The sequence below is a fragment of the Stenotrophomonas sp. 220_Sma genome (assembly GCF_056487375.1).
This window is the reverse complement of the sequence record NZ_CM151348.1, coordinates 2,295,781-2,312,907: the sequence shown is the minus strand read 5'-3', so window position 1 is coordinate 2,312,907 and position 17,127 is coordinate 2,295,781. Positions and strand designations below refer to the sequence as shown.

General features: G+C 65.9%; 18 protein-coding genes. 14 read left to right on the top strand and 4 right to left on the bottom strand.

The genetic code is table 11. The features are described from left to right. Positions 1 to 50: 50 nt before the first annotated feature. Positions 51 to 536, top strand: coding sequence for a TspO/MBR family protein (locus ACZLIB_RS10885; RefSeq protein ID WP_478469854.1), 486 nt, complete (start codon positions 51 to 53; stop codon positions 534 to 536). 16 nt (positions 537 to 552) lie between these two features. Here the strand turns inward: ACZLIB_RS10885 and ACZLIB_RS10880 are convergent, their stop codons facing one another. Then, positions 553 to 846, bottom strand: a complete 294-nt coding sequence (locus ACZLIB_RS10880) for a hypothetical protein (RefSeq protein WP_121503249.1) — start codon at positions 844 to 846, stop codon at positions 553 to 555. A gap of 252 nt (positions 847 to 1,098) precedes the next feature. Between ACZLIB_RS10880 and ACZLIB_RS10875 the strand changes: the two genes are divergently transcribed. From ACZLIB_RS10875 to ACZLIB_RS10865, 3 genes are read left to right on the top strand one after another with little or no spacing between them, the layout of a single operon-like run. Further along, positions 1,099 to 3,336 carry an ATP-binding protein gene (locus ACZLIB_RS10875; RefSeq protein WP_478469852.1) on the top strand — a complete coding sequence of 746 codons (2,238 nt, stop codon included), beginning with the start codon at positions 1,099 to 1,101 and terminating at the stop codon, positions 3,334 to 3,336. Next, positions 3,333 to 3,800 (top strand): response regulator, encoded by a 468-nt coding sequence (locus ACZLIB_RS10870; RefSeq protein ID WP_049399316.1) that lies wholly within the window; start codon positions 3,333 to 3,335, stop codon positions 3,798 to 3,800. Before ACZLIB_RS10875 ends, ACZLIB_RS10870 begins: the two co-directional genes overlap by 4 nt. Then, positions 3,793 to 6,192, top strand: coding sequence for a response regulator (locus ACZLIB_RS10865; protein WP_478469850.1), 2,400 nt, complete (start codon positions 3,793 to 3,795; stop codon positions 6,190 to 6,192). Before ACZLIB_RS10870 ends, ACZLIB_RS10865 begins: the two co-directional genes overlap by 8 nt. Positions 6,193 to 6,194: 2 nt before the next feature. Here ACZLIB_RS10865 and ACZLIB_RS10860 read toward each other — a convergent pair whose 3' ends face one another. The 3 genes from ACZLIB_RS10860 to ACZLIB_RS10850 are packed head-to-tail and all read right to left on the bottom strand — an operon-like array spanning position 6,195 to position 8,195. After that, positions 6,195 to 6,887, bottom strand: coding sequence for a Rossmann-fold NAD(P)-binding domain-containing protein (locus ACZLIB_RS10860; RefSeq protein WP_423163874.1), 693 nt, complete (start codon positions 6,885 to 6,887; stop codon positions 6,195 to 6,197). A gap of 13 nt (positions 6,888 to 6,900) precedes the next feature. Continuing rightward, positions 6,901 to 7,575 (bottom strand): ChrR family anti-sigma-E factor, encoded by a 675-nt coding sequence (locus ACZLIB_RS10855; RefSeq protein WP_478469848.1) that lies wholly within the window; start codon positions 7,573 to 7,575, stop codon positions 6,901 to 6,903. Beyond that, positions 7,572 to 8,195, bottom strand: coding sequence for a sigma-70 family RNA polymerase sigma factor (locus ACZLIB_RS10850; protein WP_478469846.1), 624 nt, complete (start codon positions 8,193 to 8,195; stop codon positions 7,572 to 7,574). The genes ACZLIB_RS10855 and ACZLIB_RS10850 overlap by 4 nt, the downstream gene beginning before the upstream one ends. Before the next feature lie 135 nt (positions 8,196 to 8,330). On the opposite strand from ACZLIB_RS10850, the gene ACZLIB_RS10845 reads away from it, so the two are divergent. From ACZLIB_RS10845 to ACZLIB_RS10800, 10 genes are all read left to right on the top strand, one after another. Next, entirely contained in the window at positions 8,331 to 9,098 is a 768-nt protein-coding gene (locus tag ACZLIB_RS10845; RefSeq protein ID WP_478469845.1) for a hypothetical protein, read from the top strand. 82 nt (positions 9,099 to 9,180) lie between these two features. Then, entirely contained in the window at positions 9,181 to 10,131 is a 951-nt protein-coding gene (locus ACZLIB_RS10840) for an acyl-CoA desaturase (protein WP_478469844.1), read from the top strand. Position 10,132: 1 nt separating this feature from the next. Further along, positions 10,133 to 11,410, top strand: a complete 1,278-nt coding sequence (locus ACZLIB_RS10835; protein WP_478469843.1) for an NAD(P)/FAD-dependent oxidoreductase — start codon at positions 10,133 to 10,135, stop codon at positions 11,408 to 11,410. After that, on the top strand, positions 11,407 to 12,174 hold the full coding sequence (locus ACZLIB_RS10830) for a DUF1365 domain-containing protein (protein WP_478469842.1): 768 nt from the start codon (positions 11,407 to 11,409) through the stop codon (positions 12,172 to 12,174). The genes ACZLIB_RS10835 and ACZLIB_RS10830 overlap by 4 nt, the downstream gene beginning before the upstream one ends. After that, positions 12,171 to 13,430 carry a class I SAM-dependent methyltransferase gene (locus ACZLIB_RS10825; protein WP_478469840.1) on the top strand — a complete coding sequence of 420 codons (1,260 nt, stop codon included), beginning with the start codon at positions 12,171 to 12,173 and terminating at the stop codon, positions 13,428 to 13,430. The genes ACZLIB_RS10830 and ACZLIB_RS10825 overlap by 4 nt, the downstream gene beginning before the upstream one ends. Before the next feature lies 1 nt (position 13,431). After that, entirely contained in the window at positions 13,432 to 13,977 is a 546-nt protein-coding gene (locus ACZLIB_RS10820) for a DUF2878 domain-containing protein (RefSeq protein WP_478469839.1), read from the top strand. After that, positions 13,974 to 14,759, top strand: a complete 786-nt coding sequence (locus tag ACZLIB_RS10815; protein ID WP_478469838.1) for a DUF1295 domain-containing protein — start codon at positions 13,974 to 13,976, stop codon at positions 14,757 to 14,759. The genes ACZLIB_RS10820 and ACZLIB_RS10815 overlap by 4 nt, the downstream gene beginning before the upstream one ends. Next, entirely contained in the window at positions 14,756 to 15,829 is a 1,074-nt protein-coding gene (locus tag ACZLIB_RS10810) for an SAM-dependent methyltransferase (RefSeq protein ID WP_049421984.1), read from the top strand. Before ACZLIB_RS10815 ends, ACZLIB_RS10810 begins: the two co-directional genes overlap by 4 nt. 8 nt (positions 15,830 to 15,837) lie before the next feature. Further along, the gene (locus tag ACZLIB_RS10805; protein ID WP_049421983.1) at positions 15,838 to 16,371 is read left to right on the top strand and encodes a lipocalin family protein; all 534 of its coding nucleotides are present in this window, start codon (positions 15,838 to 15,840) and stop codon (positions 16,369 to 16,371) included. Between the two features lie 135 nt (positions 16,372 to 16,506). Beyond that, a complete protein-coding gene (locus ACZLIB_RS10800) occupies positions 16,507 to 17,034 on the top strand; it encodes a GNAT family N-acetyltransferase (RefSeq protein ID WP_032127338.1) in 528 nt (175 codons plus the stop codon). The last annotated feature ends 93 nt before the right edge of the window (positions 17,035 to 17,127 follow it).

The window sequence follows — 17,127 nt, the reverse complement described above, 5'->3', positions numbered from 1 at the left end:
TTGCCGCTTCCGTTCGTATGAGCGGTAAACGCAGGATGGAGCGGTACGGAATGAAGCGGCGTTCACAGGCTCTGGGTCTTCTGGGATGGGGCGTGGTCACCTTTGCGGCGGCCGCAGTCGGCGCATGGGCATCGGCCTCCGCCGCCAGCTTCTACGCCACCCTCGCCCTGCCCGCGTGGGCACCGCCTGCCACCGTGTTTGCCCCGGTGTGGAGCCTGCTCTACGCCATGATGGCCATTGCGGCGTGGCTGGTCTGGCGCGAACGCGGCTGGCGCAACGCGCAACCGGCCCTGGCGCTCTATCTGGTGCAGCTGGCCGTCAATGCCCTCTGGAGCTGGCTGTTCTTCGGCTGGAAGCTGGGCGCGCTGGCCTTCGTCGACATCCTGATACTGATCGCGCTGGTGTGCGCAACGATCGTTGCATTCGCCCGCCTCCATCGCGGTGCGGCGGTGATGCTGCTGCCTTACCTGGCCTGGATATCGTTCGCATCCGCGCTGAACTTCGCGGTGTGGCGCGCCAATCCCGGGGTGCTGTGACCCCGTATCAGTGCTCTCAGGCCTGCGCGACGCGCTGCGGCTGCCATGCACGCAGCAACGCCGGCTTGAACGCCTGCTGGCCACAGCCCGTTGGGCATCGCACCACCCGCGCGGCGGTGTGGCTGACCAACCCCTGCCCTTCCTCCGCCTTGAACACCGTGTCGCAGCTCATGCACCGCGCAACCAGCGAGTACAGGTGGAGCAGGCGCCCGCTGGCCGGATCCTGCAGGGCATCCACATCCAGCAGCTCAAACTGGCAGCTGTCGGCAAGCATGCGGTATGGCGTTGAAAGCAGGGTCTGCAGGTTCACGGGGCGTAGTCACTCAGGAATGTGCGTTCACCCTAGGCAAGTGGGTGTCGAGCGCGCGTGCAGCGCACATGTACCTTTCGCGAAACATGCAAGTGCTGTTGGAATGCTCAGATGAAGAATTCAGGTTTGAATGAAACGTTCTTCACACGCACGTGCTGGTATGCGAATGCACGATTTTGCGTCACCATCCGTGCATGCCGGATGCAACGCTGGGCCATTCCAGCCATCCACGAATCCTGAGTCCCGCCTTTGATGCCTTCTGCCGAGTCCACGCACGACACTGCCCAGTCCCGTTGTGCGCGCGAACCGATCCACACCCCCGGCGCGATCCAGCCCTACGGCGTGCTTCTGGTCGTTGAACCGCAGTCCCTGCGGGTGCGCGAGCGCGCCGTCAGTCATCCCGGGCTGCTGCAGCAGTTCGGCGAACCGTTGATGCAGCATGTCAGCGAGGTACTGGGCGGCGTGCTGGCGCCCTTCCAGGCGCTGTTCCAGCAGGCCGCGGTGGGCAGCAGCGCGCATGTCGGCGCCGTGCACCTGGATGGCCACGGCCGCCATCAATTGTTGGTGCATCGCTCCGCCACCGATCTGCTGATCGAGCTGGAGGCGCCGGTTCCCGGCCAGCCGGGTTCGCTGGAAGAATTGTATCCGTCGATCCGCGAACTGATGACCGGCATCGAATCGGCTACCACCGTGGAAGATCTGTGCCAGCTGGCGGCCGCGCACATGCGCCGGCTGACCGGCTTCGATCGCACCCTGGTCTACCAGTTCGATCCCGGCTGGAACGGCATCGTGGTCGCCGAGGATGGCAACGGCCTGTTGCCGTCCTACCTGGACCTGCGCTTCCCCGAGTCGGACATTCCTGCGCAGGCCCGCGAGCTGTACCGCCGCAATCGGGTGCGCCTGATCGCGGACAACAGCTATACCCCTACCCCGCTGATGCGGGCCGAGGACCATCGCGACGCGCCGGCTACCGACCTGAGCCTGGCCGTGCTGCGCAGCGTTTCGCCCGTGCACCTGCAGTACATGCGCAACATGGGCACTGGCGCGTCGATGTCGGTGTCACTGGTGCACGAGGACCAGCTGTGGGGTCTGGTGTCCTGCCACACGGTGCAGCCACGCCGCCTGCCCTACCACGTGCGCACTGCCTGCGAGTTCATGGGCCAGATCCTGTCACTGCAGATCGCCCTGAAGGAGCGTGCACGCGCCATCGAAGAGCGCGTGGCGCGCCGTTCGGTGCTGGTCAAGCTGCTGGCACGCATGGCCGGCGACGAGGATTTCATGGCTGCGCTGCGCCACGATGAAGCCAGCCTGCTGTCGCTGACCGGCGCTGCCGGTGCGGCCATCGTGCACAAGGGCGACTGCATGCGCGTGGGTGAGTGCCCACCCGCCAGCGACGTGCTGGCCCTGGCTGATTGGCTGGCTACCCAGCAGACCGGGCAGGAAACGTACTGCAGTGACCATCTGGCAGCCGACTGGGCGCCCGGCGCGCGCCTGTCCGATGTGGCCAGCGGCGTACTGGCGGTGTCCATTTCGCAGCTGCACGACAGCTATCTGATGTGGTTCCGCCCGGAAGTGGTGCGCACCGTGCGTTGGGGTGGCGACCCACGCAAAGCCGCGGCGCCCGGCGTGGCACTGTCCCCGCGCAGTTCATTCGAAGCCTGGAAAGAGACCGTACAGCAACGCAGCCTGCCATGGACCGACGCCGACTGCGATGCCGCACACGAAATGCGCACGGCCATCGTCGATATCGTGCTGCGCAAGGCCGAGGAAATGGCCGAGCTCAACGAGCAGCTGGTCCGCAGCAACAAGGAACTCGAAGCGTTTTCCTATTCGGTCAGCCACGACCTGCGCGCGCCGTTCCGCCACATCGTTGGTTATTCGGAGCTGCTGGGCAGCTCGGCCGGCGAACGCCTCAACGATACCGAGCGCCGCTTCCTGGATACGATCGTGGAGTCGGCCAAATCCGCTGGGACACTGGTGGACGATCTGCTGAGCTTCTCGCAGATGGGCCGTTCCACGCTCGGCCGGGTACGGCTGGATATGGCGGCGCTGGCCGAAGATGTGCACCGGAGCCTGGCTTTGGACTACGCCGGACGCGATGTGCAATGGACGCTGGCGCCGCTGCCGGAGGTGGAGGCCGATCCCACGATGTTGCGTCTGGTCTGGCAGAACCTGCTGGCCAACGCGATCAAGTTCACCCGCGAGCGCGAGCAGGCCGTTATCGAGGTCGGTCACGAGCGCAACGTCGACGAAGACCACTTTTTCGTGCGTGACAACGGCTGCGGCTTCGACATGCGCTACGTGGACAAGCTGTTCGGTGTGTTCCAGCGCCTGCATCACGTCGAAGAATTCGAAGGCACCGGCATCGGCCTGGCCAATGTACGCCGCATCATCGGCCGCCATGGCGGCCGTACCTGGGCCGAGGGCGAGCCCGGCAAGGGCGCCACAATTCATTTCACCCTACCCCGTTCCACAGGAGATCTCCCATGAGGGACCTGCGGCCGATCCTCCTGGTGGAGGACAGCCCCAAGGATGCCGAGCTGACGCTGGCCGCGTTATCGCGCTGCCAGTTGCTGAACGATGTCATCCATGTACGCGATGGTGCCGAGGCGCTGGATTACCTGCGCTGCGAAGGCAAGTTCGCCGGCGCCATGCACGGCGGCCCGGTGGTGGTGCTGCTGGACCTGAAGCTGCCCAAGGTGAACGGCCTGGAAGTGTTGGAACAGGTGCGTGGTGACCCACAGCTGAGCAGCACCCCGGTGGTGATGCTGACCTCGTCGCGCGAAGAACAGGATCTCGTGCGCAGTTACGAACTGGGCGTGAACGCATTCGTGGTCAAGCCAGTGGACTTCAAGGAGTTCTTCGACGCTATCCAGGGGCTGGGCATGTTCTGGGGCATCACCAACCAACCCCCGCCGTATCGGCCCAACGGCTCGGGGCAGCACAATGCGTGATGGATCGCGCCGCAGCGAGCGCCTGCGCATCCTCATGCTGGAGGACAGCGCGCTTGATGCGGAGCTGATCAGCGCACAGCTGCAGCGTGCCGGCCTCGATTTCGAGGCCGAGCGCCTGTGGACCCGCAATGCCTTCATCGAGGCAATTGAGAATCGCGCCTTCGATGTGATCCTGGCCGATCATGTGCTGCCCGGATTCGACGGCGATGCGGCCCTTGCACTGGCACGCGAGCGGATTCCGCAGACCCCTTTCATCTTCGTTTCCGGCACGCTGACCGAAGAACTGGCGGTGCAGGCACTGACCCGCGGCGCACGCGATTACGTAGTCAAGCAGCGCCTGCAACGCCTGCCGGATGCGATCCGACGCGCCCGCCAGGAGGCGTACGAGCGCACCCAGTTGGCCCACGCGCAGGCCGCCCTGAATGACAGCCAGGCCCAACTGCAGCAGGTAACCGATGCCGTCCCTGCGCTGATCGCCCAGCTCGACACGGCGCATCGCTACCGCTTCGCGAACAAGGCGTTCCTGGACTGGCACGGCGTCAGCCTGGCCGAACTGCTGGGTCGCGCGGCACGGGATGTCAGCGGCATTTCCGCCTTCGAGCACGCCCTGCCCAGCCTGGAGCGGGTACTGCAGGGCGAGCGCACCAGCTTCCAGGTCGAACTGATCCACCGCAGCGGCGAGTCACGATTCGTGCAGATGGACTGCGTACCGGAACATGCGGCCGATGGCAGCGTGGTCGGCTACATCTGCATGGGCAGCGATGTTTCACTGTTGAAGCAGGCCGAACTGGCGCTGCGCGAGGACAACCAGGTTCTCGAGCGACAGGTGCAGGCACGCACCGCCGAGTTGCGGGCCAGCAAGCGGCGCCTGCAGGCGATCTTCGAATCCAGCTTCCAGCATCAGGTGCTGTTGGATCTGTCCGGACGCGTGGTTGATGCCAATGACGCGTCACTGGCCGCGGTGCTTGCGGACAAGAAGGACACCGTTGGCGCGCGCTTCGGCGAATCGCTCTGGTTTGCCACAACCGATGGCATCAGTGCGCTGATCGACCAGGCCGTCGCCGCAGCCGTACAGGGCCGCAGTTCGCTGCATGCACTGGAACTGGAACTCCCGACCGGGCGGCGCAGCTTCGACTTCTCGTTCCGCCCGCTGCTGGATACCGAAGGCGTGGTCACCGCCGTGGTTTCCGAGGCAGTGGAAACCACCGCGCGGCTGCAGGCAGAACACGCGCTGCGCCAGTCACAGAAGATCGAGGCGGTCGGCCAGCTCACCGGCGGCATCGCCCATGATTTCAACAACATCCTGACGGTCATCTCCGGCAACGTCGAGCACGCCATGCTGCTCAACGAACGCGCCGGAGAACCCGGGGCAATGGTCAGCCGTGCACTGGACAATGCACTGAAAGGCGTCGGCCGTGCCGCCAGCCTGACCCAGCGCCTGCTGGCGTTTGCCCGTCGCCAGCCGCTGCACAGCCAGGCCGCCAACCTCAACGAACGCCTGCTGGACATGCACGACATGCTGCAGCGTGCACTGGGTGAGCTGGTGCAGCTGGAGATCCGCAACGCCGAGGACATCTGGTGCGTGGAGATCGACATCAGCCAGCTGGAGGCCTCCGTACTGAACCTGGCGGTCAATGCCCGCGATGCGATGCCGCATGGCGGCCGGCTGGTGATCGAAGTCGACAACAGCCACCTCGACCACGACTACGCCGCCCTGTTCCCAGACGCAACGCCGGGCGAGTACGTGATGTTGCGGGTGCGCGACAATGGCCACGGCATGGACGCGGCGACCCTGGCGCGCGTGTTCGAGCCGTTCTTCACCACCAAGCAGGTTGGCCGCGGCACCGGGCTTGGCCTGTCGATGGTGCATGGCTTCGTCAAGCAGTCCGGCGGCCACGTGCTGATCGACTCGGTGGAAGGCGGCGGCACCAGCATCACCATGATGTTCCCGCGCTCTCCGCTGTCCCTGCCCTGCGAAGCACGCACCCCACAGACCAGCCTGGCGGGTTACTCACCGCGCGAGGAAACCATTCTGGTGGCCGAGGACAATGACGATGTCCGCGCCCACACGGTGGATGCGCTGCGGCTGCTCGGCTACCGCGTGCTGGAAGCCCACGACGGCCCCTCCGCACTGCGGCTGCTGGAACGCCCCGATACGAAGGTGGATCTGCTGTTCTCGGACGTGGTGATGCCCGGCATGTCGGGCTGGGAACTGGTGCACGAAGTACGTGAACGCTGGCCGGAAGTCGCCGTCCTGTTCACGTCGGGCTATCCACGCGACCACGACCAGGTGGGCAGCCAGGGACGCGCCGTTTCATTGCTGCCAAAGCCGTTTACCCGCAGTGATCTTGCAGCGGCGGTGCGCACCGCGCTGGAGGCGACGCCGCACTGAGGTCAGGACGCCGGATCGCGCATGCCAGCGGCGATCCGGTTGATGTCCGCGCACTCCACCGTGGCCGGCGGATGCTCCCTGGCGGCCAGTGCAATCATCGCCTGGCCCAGGGCCAGATTGCTGGTCATCAACGAAGGCGCAATCGCACCGGCCAGCTTCATCAACGGCGCGCCGCCCCAGTACAAGGGCTTCAACAGGGCATGACGGGTGCCGGTTCCCGCGACCGGCCTGACGCCACCCGGGCGCAGCATCACCGAGCGCACCGGCAGGGCCTGCAAAGCAACTTCGGTCTCGCCCTTGACCCTCAGCGGCATCAGCCGGCTCTGAGGGTCTGCACCCGCACCGGATACATACAGAAAGCATCCCTCGGGATTCGCGGCCGCCCAGGCACGGGCCACCGCCAGCGTGGTGTCCACGGTAACGCGTCGGTACTCGGCCTCGGCGGTGCCGACCGGTGGCGCACCGGCGCAGTAGAGGCATGCATCGAACCCGGCAAGCTCCTCCACCCGCTCCTGGATACGCAGAAAGTCCGGGACAATCAGTTCGCTGCCGGTGCCGCTCAGACTGCCGGGGTGACGGACCAGCGCGGTCAGGCGGGAAACCTGTTGTGAGCGCTGGCAGGCCAACACCACACCCTGCCCGACCAGGCCTGCGGCACCGGTCAACAGAATCCGTAATGCACCCGTCCCGACCATCATCGCACCCGCCTCAGAGTTTCACGAAACGCTGGATCTTCCGCGCCAGCCAACCGATGAACACCAACGGCGCATCCAACGCAGACACGCAGATGCACGGCACACCCGGCGCGGTCACCGGCTGGTGCTCCACCTCCTCGTCCAGATCCGCCACGTCACCCGGCGCGAACAGCCCCAGCGCGTCGTTGTAGGAACCGCGCAGGATCTGGGTCAGCTCGCTGCGGCCATGGCTGTGCATGGGCAGGCACTTGCCGGGGGCGATCTTCAGCATGATCAGCGAGGGCATCTGCTCGGCCCGGATGCAGTGCACCCCCGGCGCCATCCAACGCCAGCGCAGGTCACCCAGCGAGGTGCCAAAGTAGGGATGCAGTGACACCGGCAGATGATCGGGATCGGCCTCGGGCCGCTCCTTCGGCATAGGGCGCAGGGATTCCGTCATGGCCATCGGCGTTTCCGCGACCAGCTGCATCAGCATGGCCTCGCGCAACTGTTCGCGCCGCGTGTCGGTTGCAGGCGGCTGGGTCTGCTCCAGCAGCACCGAACCGATCGCCTCAGCATCGCGCAGGCGCTGACGGCAATGCGGGCACTGCTCCAGATGAGCACCGGCCACGATGCTCAACGGCGCCGGCAGCGCACCCGCGGCATAGCTCATCAGCGTGGATTCGTGCAGGTGGTGGTGCGGTTTCACAGCACACCTCCCACTTTCGTCTGCAGTTGCAGGAAGGCACGGCGCAGGTGCGATTTGACCGTCCCCAGCGGCATGCCCAGCGCTTCGGCGATCTCGCTGTGGCTCTTGGCCTCGAAATAGGACATCCGCACCAGCCGCGCCTGCACCGCAGGCAGCTCGTTGATGCGCTGGCGCAGGCGCGCCTGATCGGCGAACTGCTCGGCGCTGCTGCGCTCGATCACATCCAGCGTCGCCGCGTCCTCCACCGCCGCCTGCACCTGCATCCAGCTGCGCTCACGGCGCACTCGATCGATATGCAGGTTGCGGGCGATGCGATACAACCACGTACTCAGCGCCCCCTGTGCCGGATCGAAATCGGCGGCCCGCAGCCATAGGCGCAACAGGCATTCCTGCGCCAGCTCCTCGGCTACGGCATCGGGTGCGCCCAGGCCGCGCAGGTACACGCACAGCCGCGGCATGAAGTAGTCGTAGATCCGCATGAAACACTCGCGGTCGCGCAGCCGCGCCACGCCGTCCATGTCACCGGCCCAGTTCGTCGGCTCGCTGCTCGGCTGCTGGGAACTGGACACGGTGCGTGCGCTATCGAAGTTGAGGAGTGTGCTGGCGGCGTCAGGGTACATCTGCGTTCGCGGCGGGCGGGTGAAGGTCTGTCCTCTGTACGTGCAGGGGCAGCCATTGGATGCAGTCGGCACTGCGCATCCAACCGGGCGCCCCCGCCGTATGACCTGAGAGACCTACCCTTCCGGATGAACACCATGCGCACTGCCTGGCTGCTGCTGTGCCTGCCCCATGCCGCGCTGGCGGCACCCTGGCTGCGAAGTGAGGGTGTGGCCACCTCCGCGCAGGGCGACATCCTCTACCGTGAAGTGCACTGGCGGCGCGAGGCAACGGAGGGTGCCGAACGCTGGGTGCTGTACCAGTGCCCGGATGGCCAGCCCTTCGCCCGCAAGCATCTGCCCGCCAGCGCCCGCCCGCAGGCACGGAGCTATTCGCTGCAGGACCGCCGCAGCGGCCAGACCGCCGAGGTCGACGCCACTGGCGACTCGGTGTCGATTGCCTGGAAGGAAGATGCCGCCAGCCAGCCGCATCAGCGCCGGCTTGAACTGCCGCCGGACGCGGTGATCGATGCAGGGTTCGACGCCGCGGTGCGCCTGCACTGGCCGGCGCTGCTGCGCGGCGAACGCATCAGTCTGCCCTTCCTGGTGCCGGGGCGGCAGCGCTACTTCCCGGTGCAGGTGCGGCGCATCGGTACGGTACGTTGGCAGGGTATTGATGGCCAGTCGATCGACGTCAGTCTGGACACCTGGTACGGCGGCATCGCCCCGCGTCTGTCACTGGTCTATGCCAGCACCGACCGCCGCCTGCTGGAATTCCGCGGTACCAGCAACCTGCGCGATGCACGCGGCACTTATCCGCAGGTGACGGTGCGCTTCAGCTCGCCTGCTGCCGAGCAGACTGCCGCGGAATGGCAGCAGGCCTGGACGCATCCTCTGGTCGACCGCTGCGCCGTGACGCCCAGGTGAAGTCGAGATTCTTCGCGTCGCAGCGCATCCATTGCACGCGCTGCTGCGTACAGGTAGACACGACACCCGCCGAGATCCCCCAATGGCCTCTGTAGCGCCCCTCCCCCGTCGACGCTCGCGCCTGCTGCGTACGCTGCAGCGCTGGATCGACACCGGCAACGTCGCAGAGACCACCGGCGAACAGCCCGGCCGCGTCGACTGGTTGCGCGCCGTGCCATTTGCACTGATGCACCTGGCCTGCATCGCTGTGCTCTGGGTCGGAATCTCATGGACAGCGGTGATCGTCGCCGCAGTGCTCTATGCGGTGCGCATGTTTGCCATCACGGCGTTCTATCACCGCTATTTCTCGCACCGGACCTTCCAGGCATCGCGGCCGGTGCAGTTCGTGTTCGCTGTCATCGGCGCCTCCAGCGTGCAGCGTGGGCCGCTTTGGTGGGCCGCCCATCATCGCCATCACCATCGGCATGCCGACCAGCCGCTGGATCCGCACTCGCCACGCGAGGGCGGCTTCTGGCGCAGCCACATGGGTTGGTTCCTGACCCGCGAGGCGTTCGCCACCGATCTGTCACGGGTACCGGACCTGGCGCGCTTCCCCGAACTGCGCTGGCTGGACCGTTTCGATACGGCCGTACCGGTACTGCTGGCCGCAGCGCTGTATGCATTGGGCGCCGGGTTGGAGCGCTGGGCACCGGGCCTGCACACCTCCGGCCCACAGCTGCTGGTGTGGGGCTTCTTCATCTCCACCATCGTGCTGTTCCATGCCACGGTCACCATCAATTCGCTGGCGCATCGATTCGGCCGCCGCCGCTTCGACACACGCGATGACAGCCGCAACAACCTCTGGCTGGCGCTGCTCACCTTCGGCGAAGGCTGGCACAACAACCACCACTTCTTCCCCGGCACTGTCCGCCAGGGCTTCCGCTGGTGGGAAGTGGATTTGACTTGGTACGGACTGCGCGCAATGGCGGCCCTGGGCCTGGTCAAAGGTCTCAAGCCCATCCCCGAGTGGGTCCTGGCCAAGGCGAGGTACTGACATGCGCATCGCCGTCATCGGCTCGGGTATCGCGGGGCTGGCCAGTGCCTGGTGGCTCGATGGCCAGCACGACGTCACACTGTTCGAGGCCAACGACTACCTCGGTGGCCATACCCACACGCACGACGTGCAGGTGGATGGCACACGCATGGCGGTGGATACCGGCTTCATCGTGTTCAATCCCCAGCGCTATCCGCTGCTGACCGCACTCTTCGACGAGCTGGGTGTGGCTTCGCAGCCGACCACGATGAGTTTCTCGATGCACAGCGAGCGCAGCGGCGTGGAGTACAACGCCACCTCGCTGGATGGCCTGTTCTGCCAGCGCCGCAACCTGATGTCACCTCGATTCTGGGGCATGCTGGCCGACCTGCGCCGGTTCTATCGGGATGCGCCGTTGCTGCTGGCCGAGGAAGACGGCCCCACGCTCGGCGAGTACCTGCGCAGCCAGCGCTATGGCGAGGCCTTCATCGACGAGCACCTGCTGCCGATGGCCTCGGCACTGTGGTCCTCACCGACCGCCACCGTGCAGGACTTCCCGGCGCGCTATCTGGCCCAGTTCATGGCCAACCACCAGATGCTGCAGATGAGCGGGCGCCCGAGCTGGCGGGTGGTCAGCGGGGGATCGGCGCGCTACGTGGATGCGCTGCGCCGCCGCTGGCGGGTGCATGAGCGGCTGCAATGCCCGGTCAGGATGGTCGAACGCATGCCCTGGGGTGCACGCGTGCACAGCGCGGCCGGCGCGGAGGCCTTCGACGAAGTGATCCTGGCCTGCCACAGCGACCAGGCCCTGGCGCTGCTGCGCGACGCCGACCCCATCGAGCGCGACGTGCTCGGCGCCATCCGCTATCAAACCAATGAAGCGGTGCTGCACACCGATGCGTCATTGCTGCCGCGCAACCGCAAGGCGTGGGCGGCATGGAACGCGCACGTGCCAGAGGATCGCGCCGCGCCCTGCACGGTCAGCTACTGCATGAACCTGCTGCAGGGCCTGCCCGGCGATACGCCCCTGGTGGTTACCCTCAACCGCAGCGAGGCAATCGATCCGGCCAAAGTACTGCGTACGCTGCGCTATGCCCACCCGGTGCACGACCACGCCGCGGTGCGGGCACAGCAGCGCTGGGCGGAACTGCAGGGCCGTCGCCATACGTGGTTCGCAGGCGCCTATTGGGGCTGGGGCTTCCATGAGGATGGCATCCGCAGCGCCCGCCGCGTGGTCGATGCCCTGCAGGCCTGCCCTCCACATCGGCTGGCATCCGCCGCGGATGAGGTGGCGGCATGAGCACCAGCGCGCTCTACATCGGGCAGGTGATGCATCGCCGGCATCATCCGCACCCGCATGCCTTCCGTTACCCCATCGCCCAGCTGCTGCTCGATCTGGACGAACTCGATACGGTGTTCGCCGGGCGATGGTTGTGGTCGGTCAATCGCCGCAACCTGGCCGAGTTCCGCCGCAGCGACTACTTCGGCGATCCCGCACGGCCACTGGCCGATGCCATCCGCGATCACGCTGCCCACACGCTTGGCTACCGGCCGACCGGCCCGGTGCGCCTGCTCACCCATCTTCGCTTTGCCGGGCACGTGTTCAACCCGGTCAGTTTCTACTACTGCTACCAGGCCGACGGCAGCACGCTGGACTGCATTGTCGCCGAGATCACCAACACGCCCTGGAAGGAACGGCACGCCTATGTGCTGCCGGTCGCGACGGCCACGCACGAAGGCAGCTCACTGCGTTGGCAGTTCGACAAGTGCTTCCATGTCTCGCCCTTCATGCCGATGGATTGCCATTACGACTGGCGGTTCAACTGCCCGGATGAGGATCTGCGCGTGCACATGCAGGTCTGGCGCGACGGCGCGCGCCAGTTTGATGCCACCCAGGTCATGCAACGGCACACCCTGGATGGCCGCGGGTTGGCCCGCGTCCTGGCCTGCTATCCACTGATGACCACCCAGGTGGTGGCCGCCATCCACTGGCACGCGTTGCGGCTGTGGCTGAAACGCAATCCCCTGCACGACCACCCCACTCTTGCCGAGAAACCGCGATGAACTCGATGACTCCCTGGGTTGCCCTGCCGCGCCCCGGCGCCTTGGACGCGTTCCTGCGCCGCCGCCTGCTGGCCCAGCTGGCCCCGATGCGCGACGGTCGGCTGTGCGTGCGCGATGCACTCGGCGAAGTCTGGCTGGGCGATGCCCGTGGTGAACTGCATGTCACCGTCACCATCAATGACCCGGCGTTCTATCGCAAGGTTGCTGCGCAAGGCAGCGTGGGCGCAGGTGAAAGCTACATCCAGGGCGAGTGGCACTGCGATGATCTGGTGGCACTGATCCGGCTGCTGGTGCGCAATCGCGATCTGCTCGACGGCATGGAGCGTGGCCCGGCCCGCTTGGGTGGGGGGATGCTGCGGGTCTGGAACCGCCTGCGCCGCAACAGCCGTGAAGGCAGCCGCCGCAATATCGCCGCGCACTATGACCTGGGCAACGACTTCTTTGCCCTGTTCCTGTCGCCGGACCTGATGTACTCGTCAGCGATGTTCGACAGCGAATCCGAGCCATTGGAATCCGCCTCGCGGCGCAAGCTGGACCGCATCTGCCAGCAGCTGCAGCTCAAGCCAGGCGACCGCGTGGTGGAGATCGGCACCGGCTGGGGCGGTTTCGCGGTACACGCCGCCCAGCACTATGGCTGCCATGTGACCACCACCACCATCTCCGCGGAACAGCATGCGCTGGCCGCCCAGCGCGTAGAGGCGGCGGGCCTGCAGGATCAGGTCACGCTGCTGATGCAGGACTACCGCGACCTGCAGGGCCAGTTCGACAAGCTGGTCTCGATCGAGATGATCGAAGCGATCGGCGCCGAGTACCTGGACACCTACATGGCTACGCTGCAACGCCTGCTCAAGCCGGATGGCGTTGCCCTGCTGCAGGCAATCACCATCGAGGACCATCGCTACGAACAGGCCCGGCGCAGCGTCGACTACATCAAGCGCTATGTATTTCCGGGCAGCTTCATCCCATCGATCAACGCGATCATGGCCGCCAAGACCCGATCCAGCGACCTGCAGCTGATCGCCCAGCAGGACTTCGGCCACTCCTACGCACTGACCCTGCGCGCCTGGCGCCAGCGCTTCCTAGCCCAGCTGCCTGCGGTGCAGGCGCAGGGCTTTGATGCGCGCTTCTGCCGGTTGTGGGAGTTCTATCTGGCCTATTGCGAGGGCGGCTTCCTGGAACGTTCGATCGGCGTCTCGCATCTGCTGCTGGCCCGTCCGGACCACCGGCCCGTCCTCGCTGCGGGCGACAGCCGCTGACATGCGCCGGTTCTGGGCCAATCTGCTTGGCAACCAGCTGGTCTGGCTGTGTGCCGTGGCCGGCGCAGGGCGAGGCTGGCAGTGGCCGGCGCTGCTGGCCGCAACGATCTATATCGGCAGCCAGCTGCTGACTTCACCGCACCCTCGACTGGACCTTCGGCTGATGCTGCTGGCGCTGGCCTGCGCGTGGCTGGTCGACGCCAGTGCCGCCGCCAGCGGCGCCGTGCGCTACGCTGCTGCCCCGCTGGGCTGGACTCCACCCCTTTGGATCATGGCGTTGTGGGCCGCGTTTGCGATGACGCTGACCACGTCGATGCGCTTCCTGCTGCGCCACCCTGCCCTGCCAGCCCTGTTCGGCCTGTTGCTGGCCCCGCTGGCGTATCTCTCCGCATCGCGCGGTTTCGAGGCGGTCCGTTTCACTGCGCCGCTGTGGCAGGGCCTGCTGGTGCTGGGTGTGGGCTGGAGCATCGCGCTTTCGCTGCTGTGCATGGCCGCTCGTCGCGGCTCCCGCACCCTCCCGCCGCCCTTGGCAGGAGCACCGTCATGATCAATCTGTTGTGGGTCCTGCTGTATGCCGTACTTGTGATGAGCTGGGGTTGGGCCTGGCAGCGCCGCCACGACAACATCGGCGTGGTCGATGTGCTCTGGGCCAAGGGCGTGGGCGCATCAGCCCTGTTGCTGGCGTGGCTCGGCGATGGTGCGGCGGCGCCACGGATGGCGCTCGGCGTGCTCGGTGGCCTGTGGGGCAGTCGACTCGCCTTGCACCTGTGGCACCGGGTCGGCCACGAACAGGAAGACGGCCGCTACCGCTATCTGCGCGAGCACTGGCAAGGGCATCAAGGCAGGATCTTCGGCTTCTTCATGGCCCAGGCCCTGCTGGTCGTGCTGTTCGCCCTGCCCTTCGTCGCGGTGGCTGACAATCCGCAGACAAGCACGACGTTGTGGATCGTGGCCGCCGCACTCGTCTGGCTGCTGAGCGTCGGCGGCGAGAGCCTGGCCGACCATCAACTGGCCCGGTTCCGCGCGAATCCAGCGAACAAGGGCCGCACCTGCCGCGAGGGGCTCTGGCGTTACTCCCGCCACCCCAATTACTTCTTCGAGTGGCTGCACTGGTTCAGCTATGTCCTGCTCGCGGTCGGCTCGCCACTGTGGTGGCTGGCCTGGACCGGCCCGCTGCTGATGTACGTGTTCCTGCGCTATCTCAGCGGCATTCCCTTCACTGAAAAGCAAGCGCTGCGCAGCCGAGGCGCCGACTACCGCGCCTACCAGCGCACTACATCGATGTTCTTTCCCTGGTTCTCCCGTTCTTCCAAGGAGCATTCCGCATGAGCGCGATCCCTTCACTGAATCCGGCCGAAGATGCGGAAACCGGGCTGATCGCCTGGGCCGAACGTGGGCTGGTGCCCGATGCGGCGCTGCGTGCGGGCATCCGCCGCTTGTGCGCGCAACGCCTGCATGAGGAAAGCGAAGGCGGCATCGAAGGCCAATCGGCACGCTTCAGCCAGCGCATCACCGAGCTGGCCGACAGCCCACTCGCGCTGCATACCGAAGCGGCCAACCGCCAGCACTACGAAGTTCCCGCGGCATTCTTCCAGGCCTGCCTGGGCAAGCGGCTGAAGTACAGCAGCTGCTACTACGCCACCGGGCGCGAAACGCTGGACCAGGCCGAGGACGCCATGTTGGAACTGTACGGCCAGCGCGCCGGACTGGCCGATGGCCAGCAGATACTTGAGCTGGGCTGCGGCTGGGGCTCATTGACCCTGTGGATGGCAGAACGTTACCCGCAGGCGCATATCACCGCCGTCTCCAACTCGCACAGCCAGCGCCAGTACATCATGGCGCAGTGCGAGGCGCGCGGCCTGGGCAACGTCGAGGTGATGACCCGCGACGTCAACCAGCTTGACCTGCCGACGGCCCGGTTCGACCGCTGTGTCTCGGTGGAGATGTTCGAGCACGTACGCAACTACCAGCGCCTGCTGGCAGGCATCGCACGGTGGCTGAAACCGGACGGTGCACTGTTCGTGCACATCTTCGCCCATCGCACACTGATGTATCCGTTCGAGACAGACGGCGGCGACAACTGGATGGGTCGCCACTTCTTTACCGGCGGACTGATGCCGGCGGCCGACACGCTGCTGCATTTCCAGCGCGACTTGCGCCTGGAGCAACGCTGGCTGCTGGACGGCACCCATTACCAGCGCACGGCCGACCACTGGCTGGCAAACCAGGATGCAGCCCGCGAGCAGGTGATGCCGGTGTTGATCGCCACCTATGGCCAGGTTGCAGCGAAGGTCTGGTGGCAGCGCTGGCGGATGTTCTGGATGGCATGCGCCGAGCTGTTCGGCTACGACGACGGCCAGCAGTGGCTGGTGGCCCACTATCTGTTCCGACCCCGCTGAGGTGCCCGATGCGCATGTTTCCGCTGCTTCCCCTGATCGCGGTCGGCCTGTTCGGTTCCGGCTGCAGTTCCAGCGACACCCGCCCGTTGCCGCGTCCACCGTCGGTGGATGTGCCGCGCTTCATGGGCGACTGGTACGTGATCGCGCATATCCCGTCGCGCCCTGAGCGCGAAGCCTTCGACGCCGTGGAGAGCTATGCCCTGCGCCCCGATGGACGCATCCAGACCACCTTCACGTACCGCAAAGGCAGCTTCGAAGCGCCACAGAAGTCCATGCACCCCATCGGCCGTGTCGAGAAGGAAGGCAACGGCGCGGTCTGGGGCATGCAGTTCATCTGGCCGATCCAGGCTGAGTACGTGATCGCCTGGCTCGATGAAAGCTACCGCCAGACCATCGTGGCACGAAGCAAGCGCGATTACGTCTGGTACATGGCCCGCACCCCGCAGGTGTCGGACAGTGACTACCAGCAGGCGGTCGAGCGGATTGCGGCCATGGGTTACGACACCCGCAAGCTGAGGCGGGTGCCGCAATCGGTGCGATGACGCGGCACCTTCTGCCCGGGTCGATCGTCCTGGAGCATCAGTCGATCATCAATCATTGCAACGTGGTGCACTCGCGACGCGCCCTGCAGATACGATGCTGTGCAGGCCAGCAAGGCCGGAACGGATACACGATCGATGAACAGCCCCGCGGACGATGCCATCACAACCTCCTGGAATGGATTCGAAGTCCGGCAGATCCTTCCGTGCGACCTCGACCTCATCTGCGCTCACCGAGAAGCGATGTTCCGTGAAAGCGGCCGGAGCGAAGAGATCCTTCAGCAGATGGCGGCCCCGTTCCGTACCTGGCTCGAACCGCGCCTGGTGTCAGGCGACTACTTCGGCCATGTCCTTTCCGACAATGGACAACCCATCGCAGGCATTGGCCTGATGCTGATCGACTGGCCGCCCCACCCCGCCCATCCAGAGCAGGACACGCGCGGCTACGTACTCAATGTCTACGTGGAGCCCGGCTATCGGCGTCGCGGCATCGCCCGCCAACTGATGAAACTGGCCGACCATGCATTCGCCGGACGAGCGGTGGCCTACGCGGTGCTGCACGCTACCACCCAAGGGAAACCACTGTATGCGGATCTCGGATGGGCTGCGACCAGCGAAATGGCCCGCGACCTGCGCAGCGCGAGCGAAGTACCCCGAAGCGCTTGATTGGGTACTGACGATCCACCTCATCAATCGGCGGCATTGAATTGATGGGCTTTACGCATCGATTCTTAGGAATAATCGCAAAATTCCAACAAG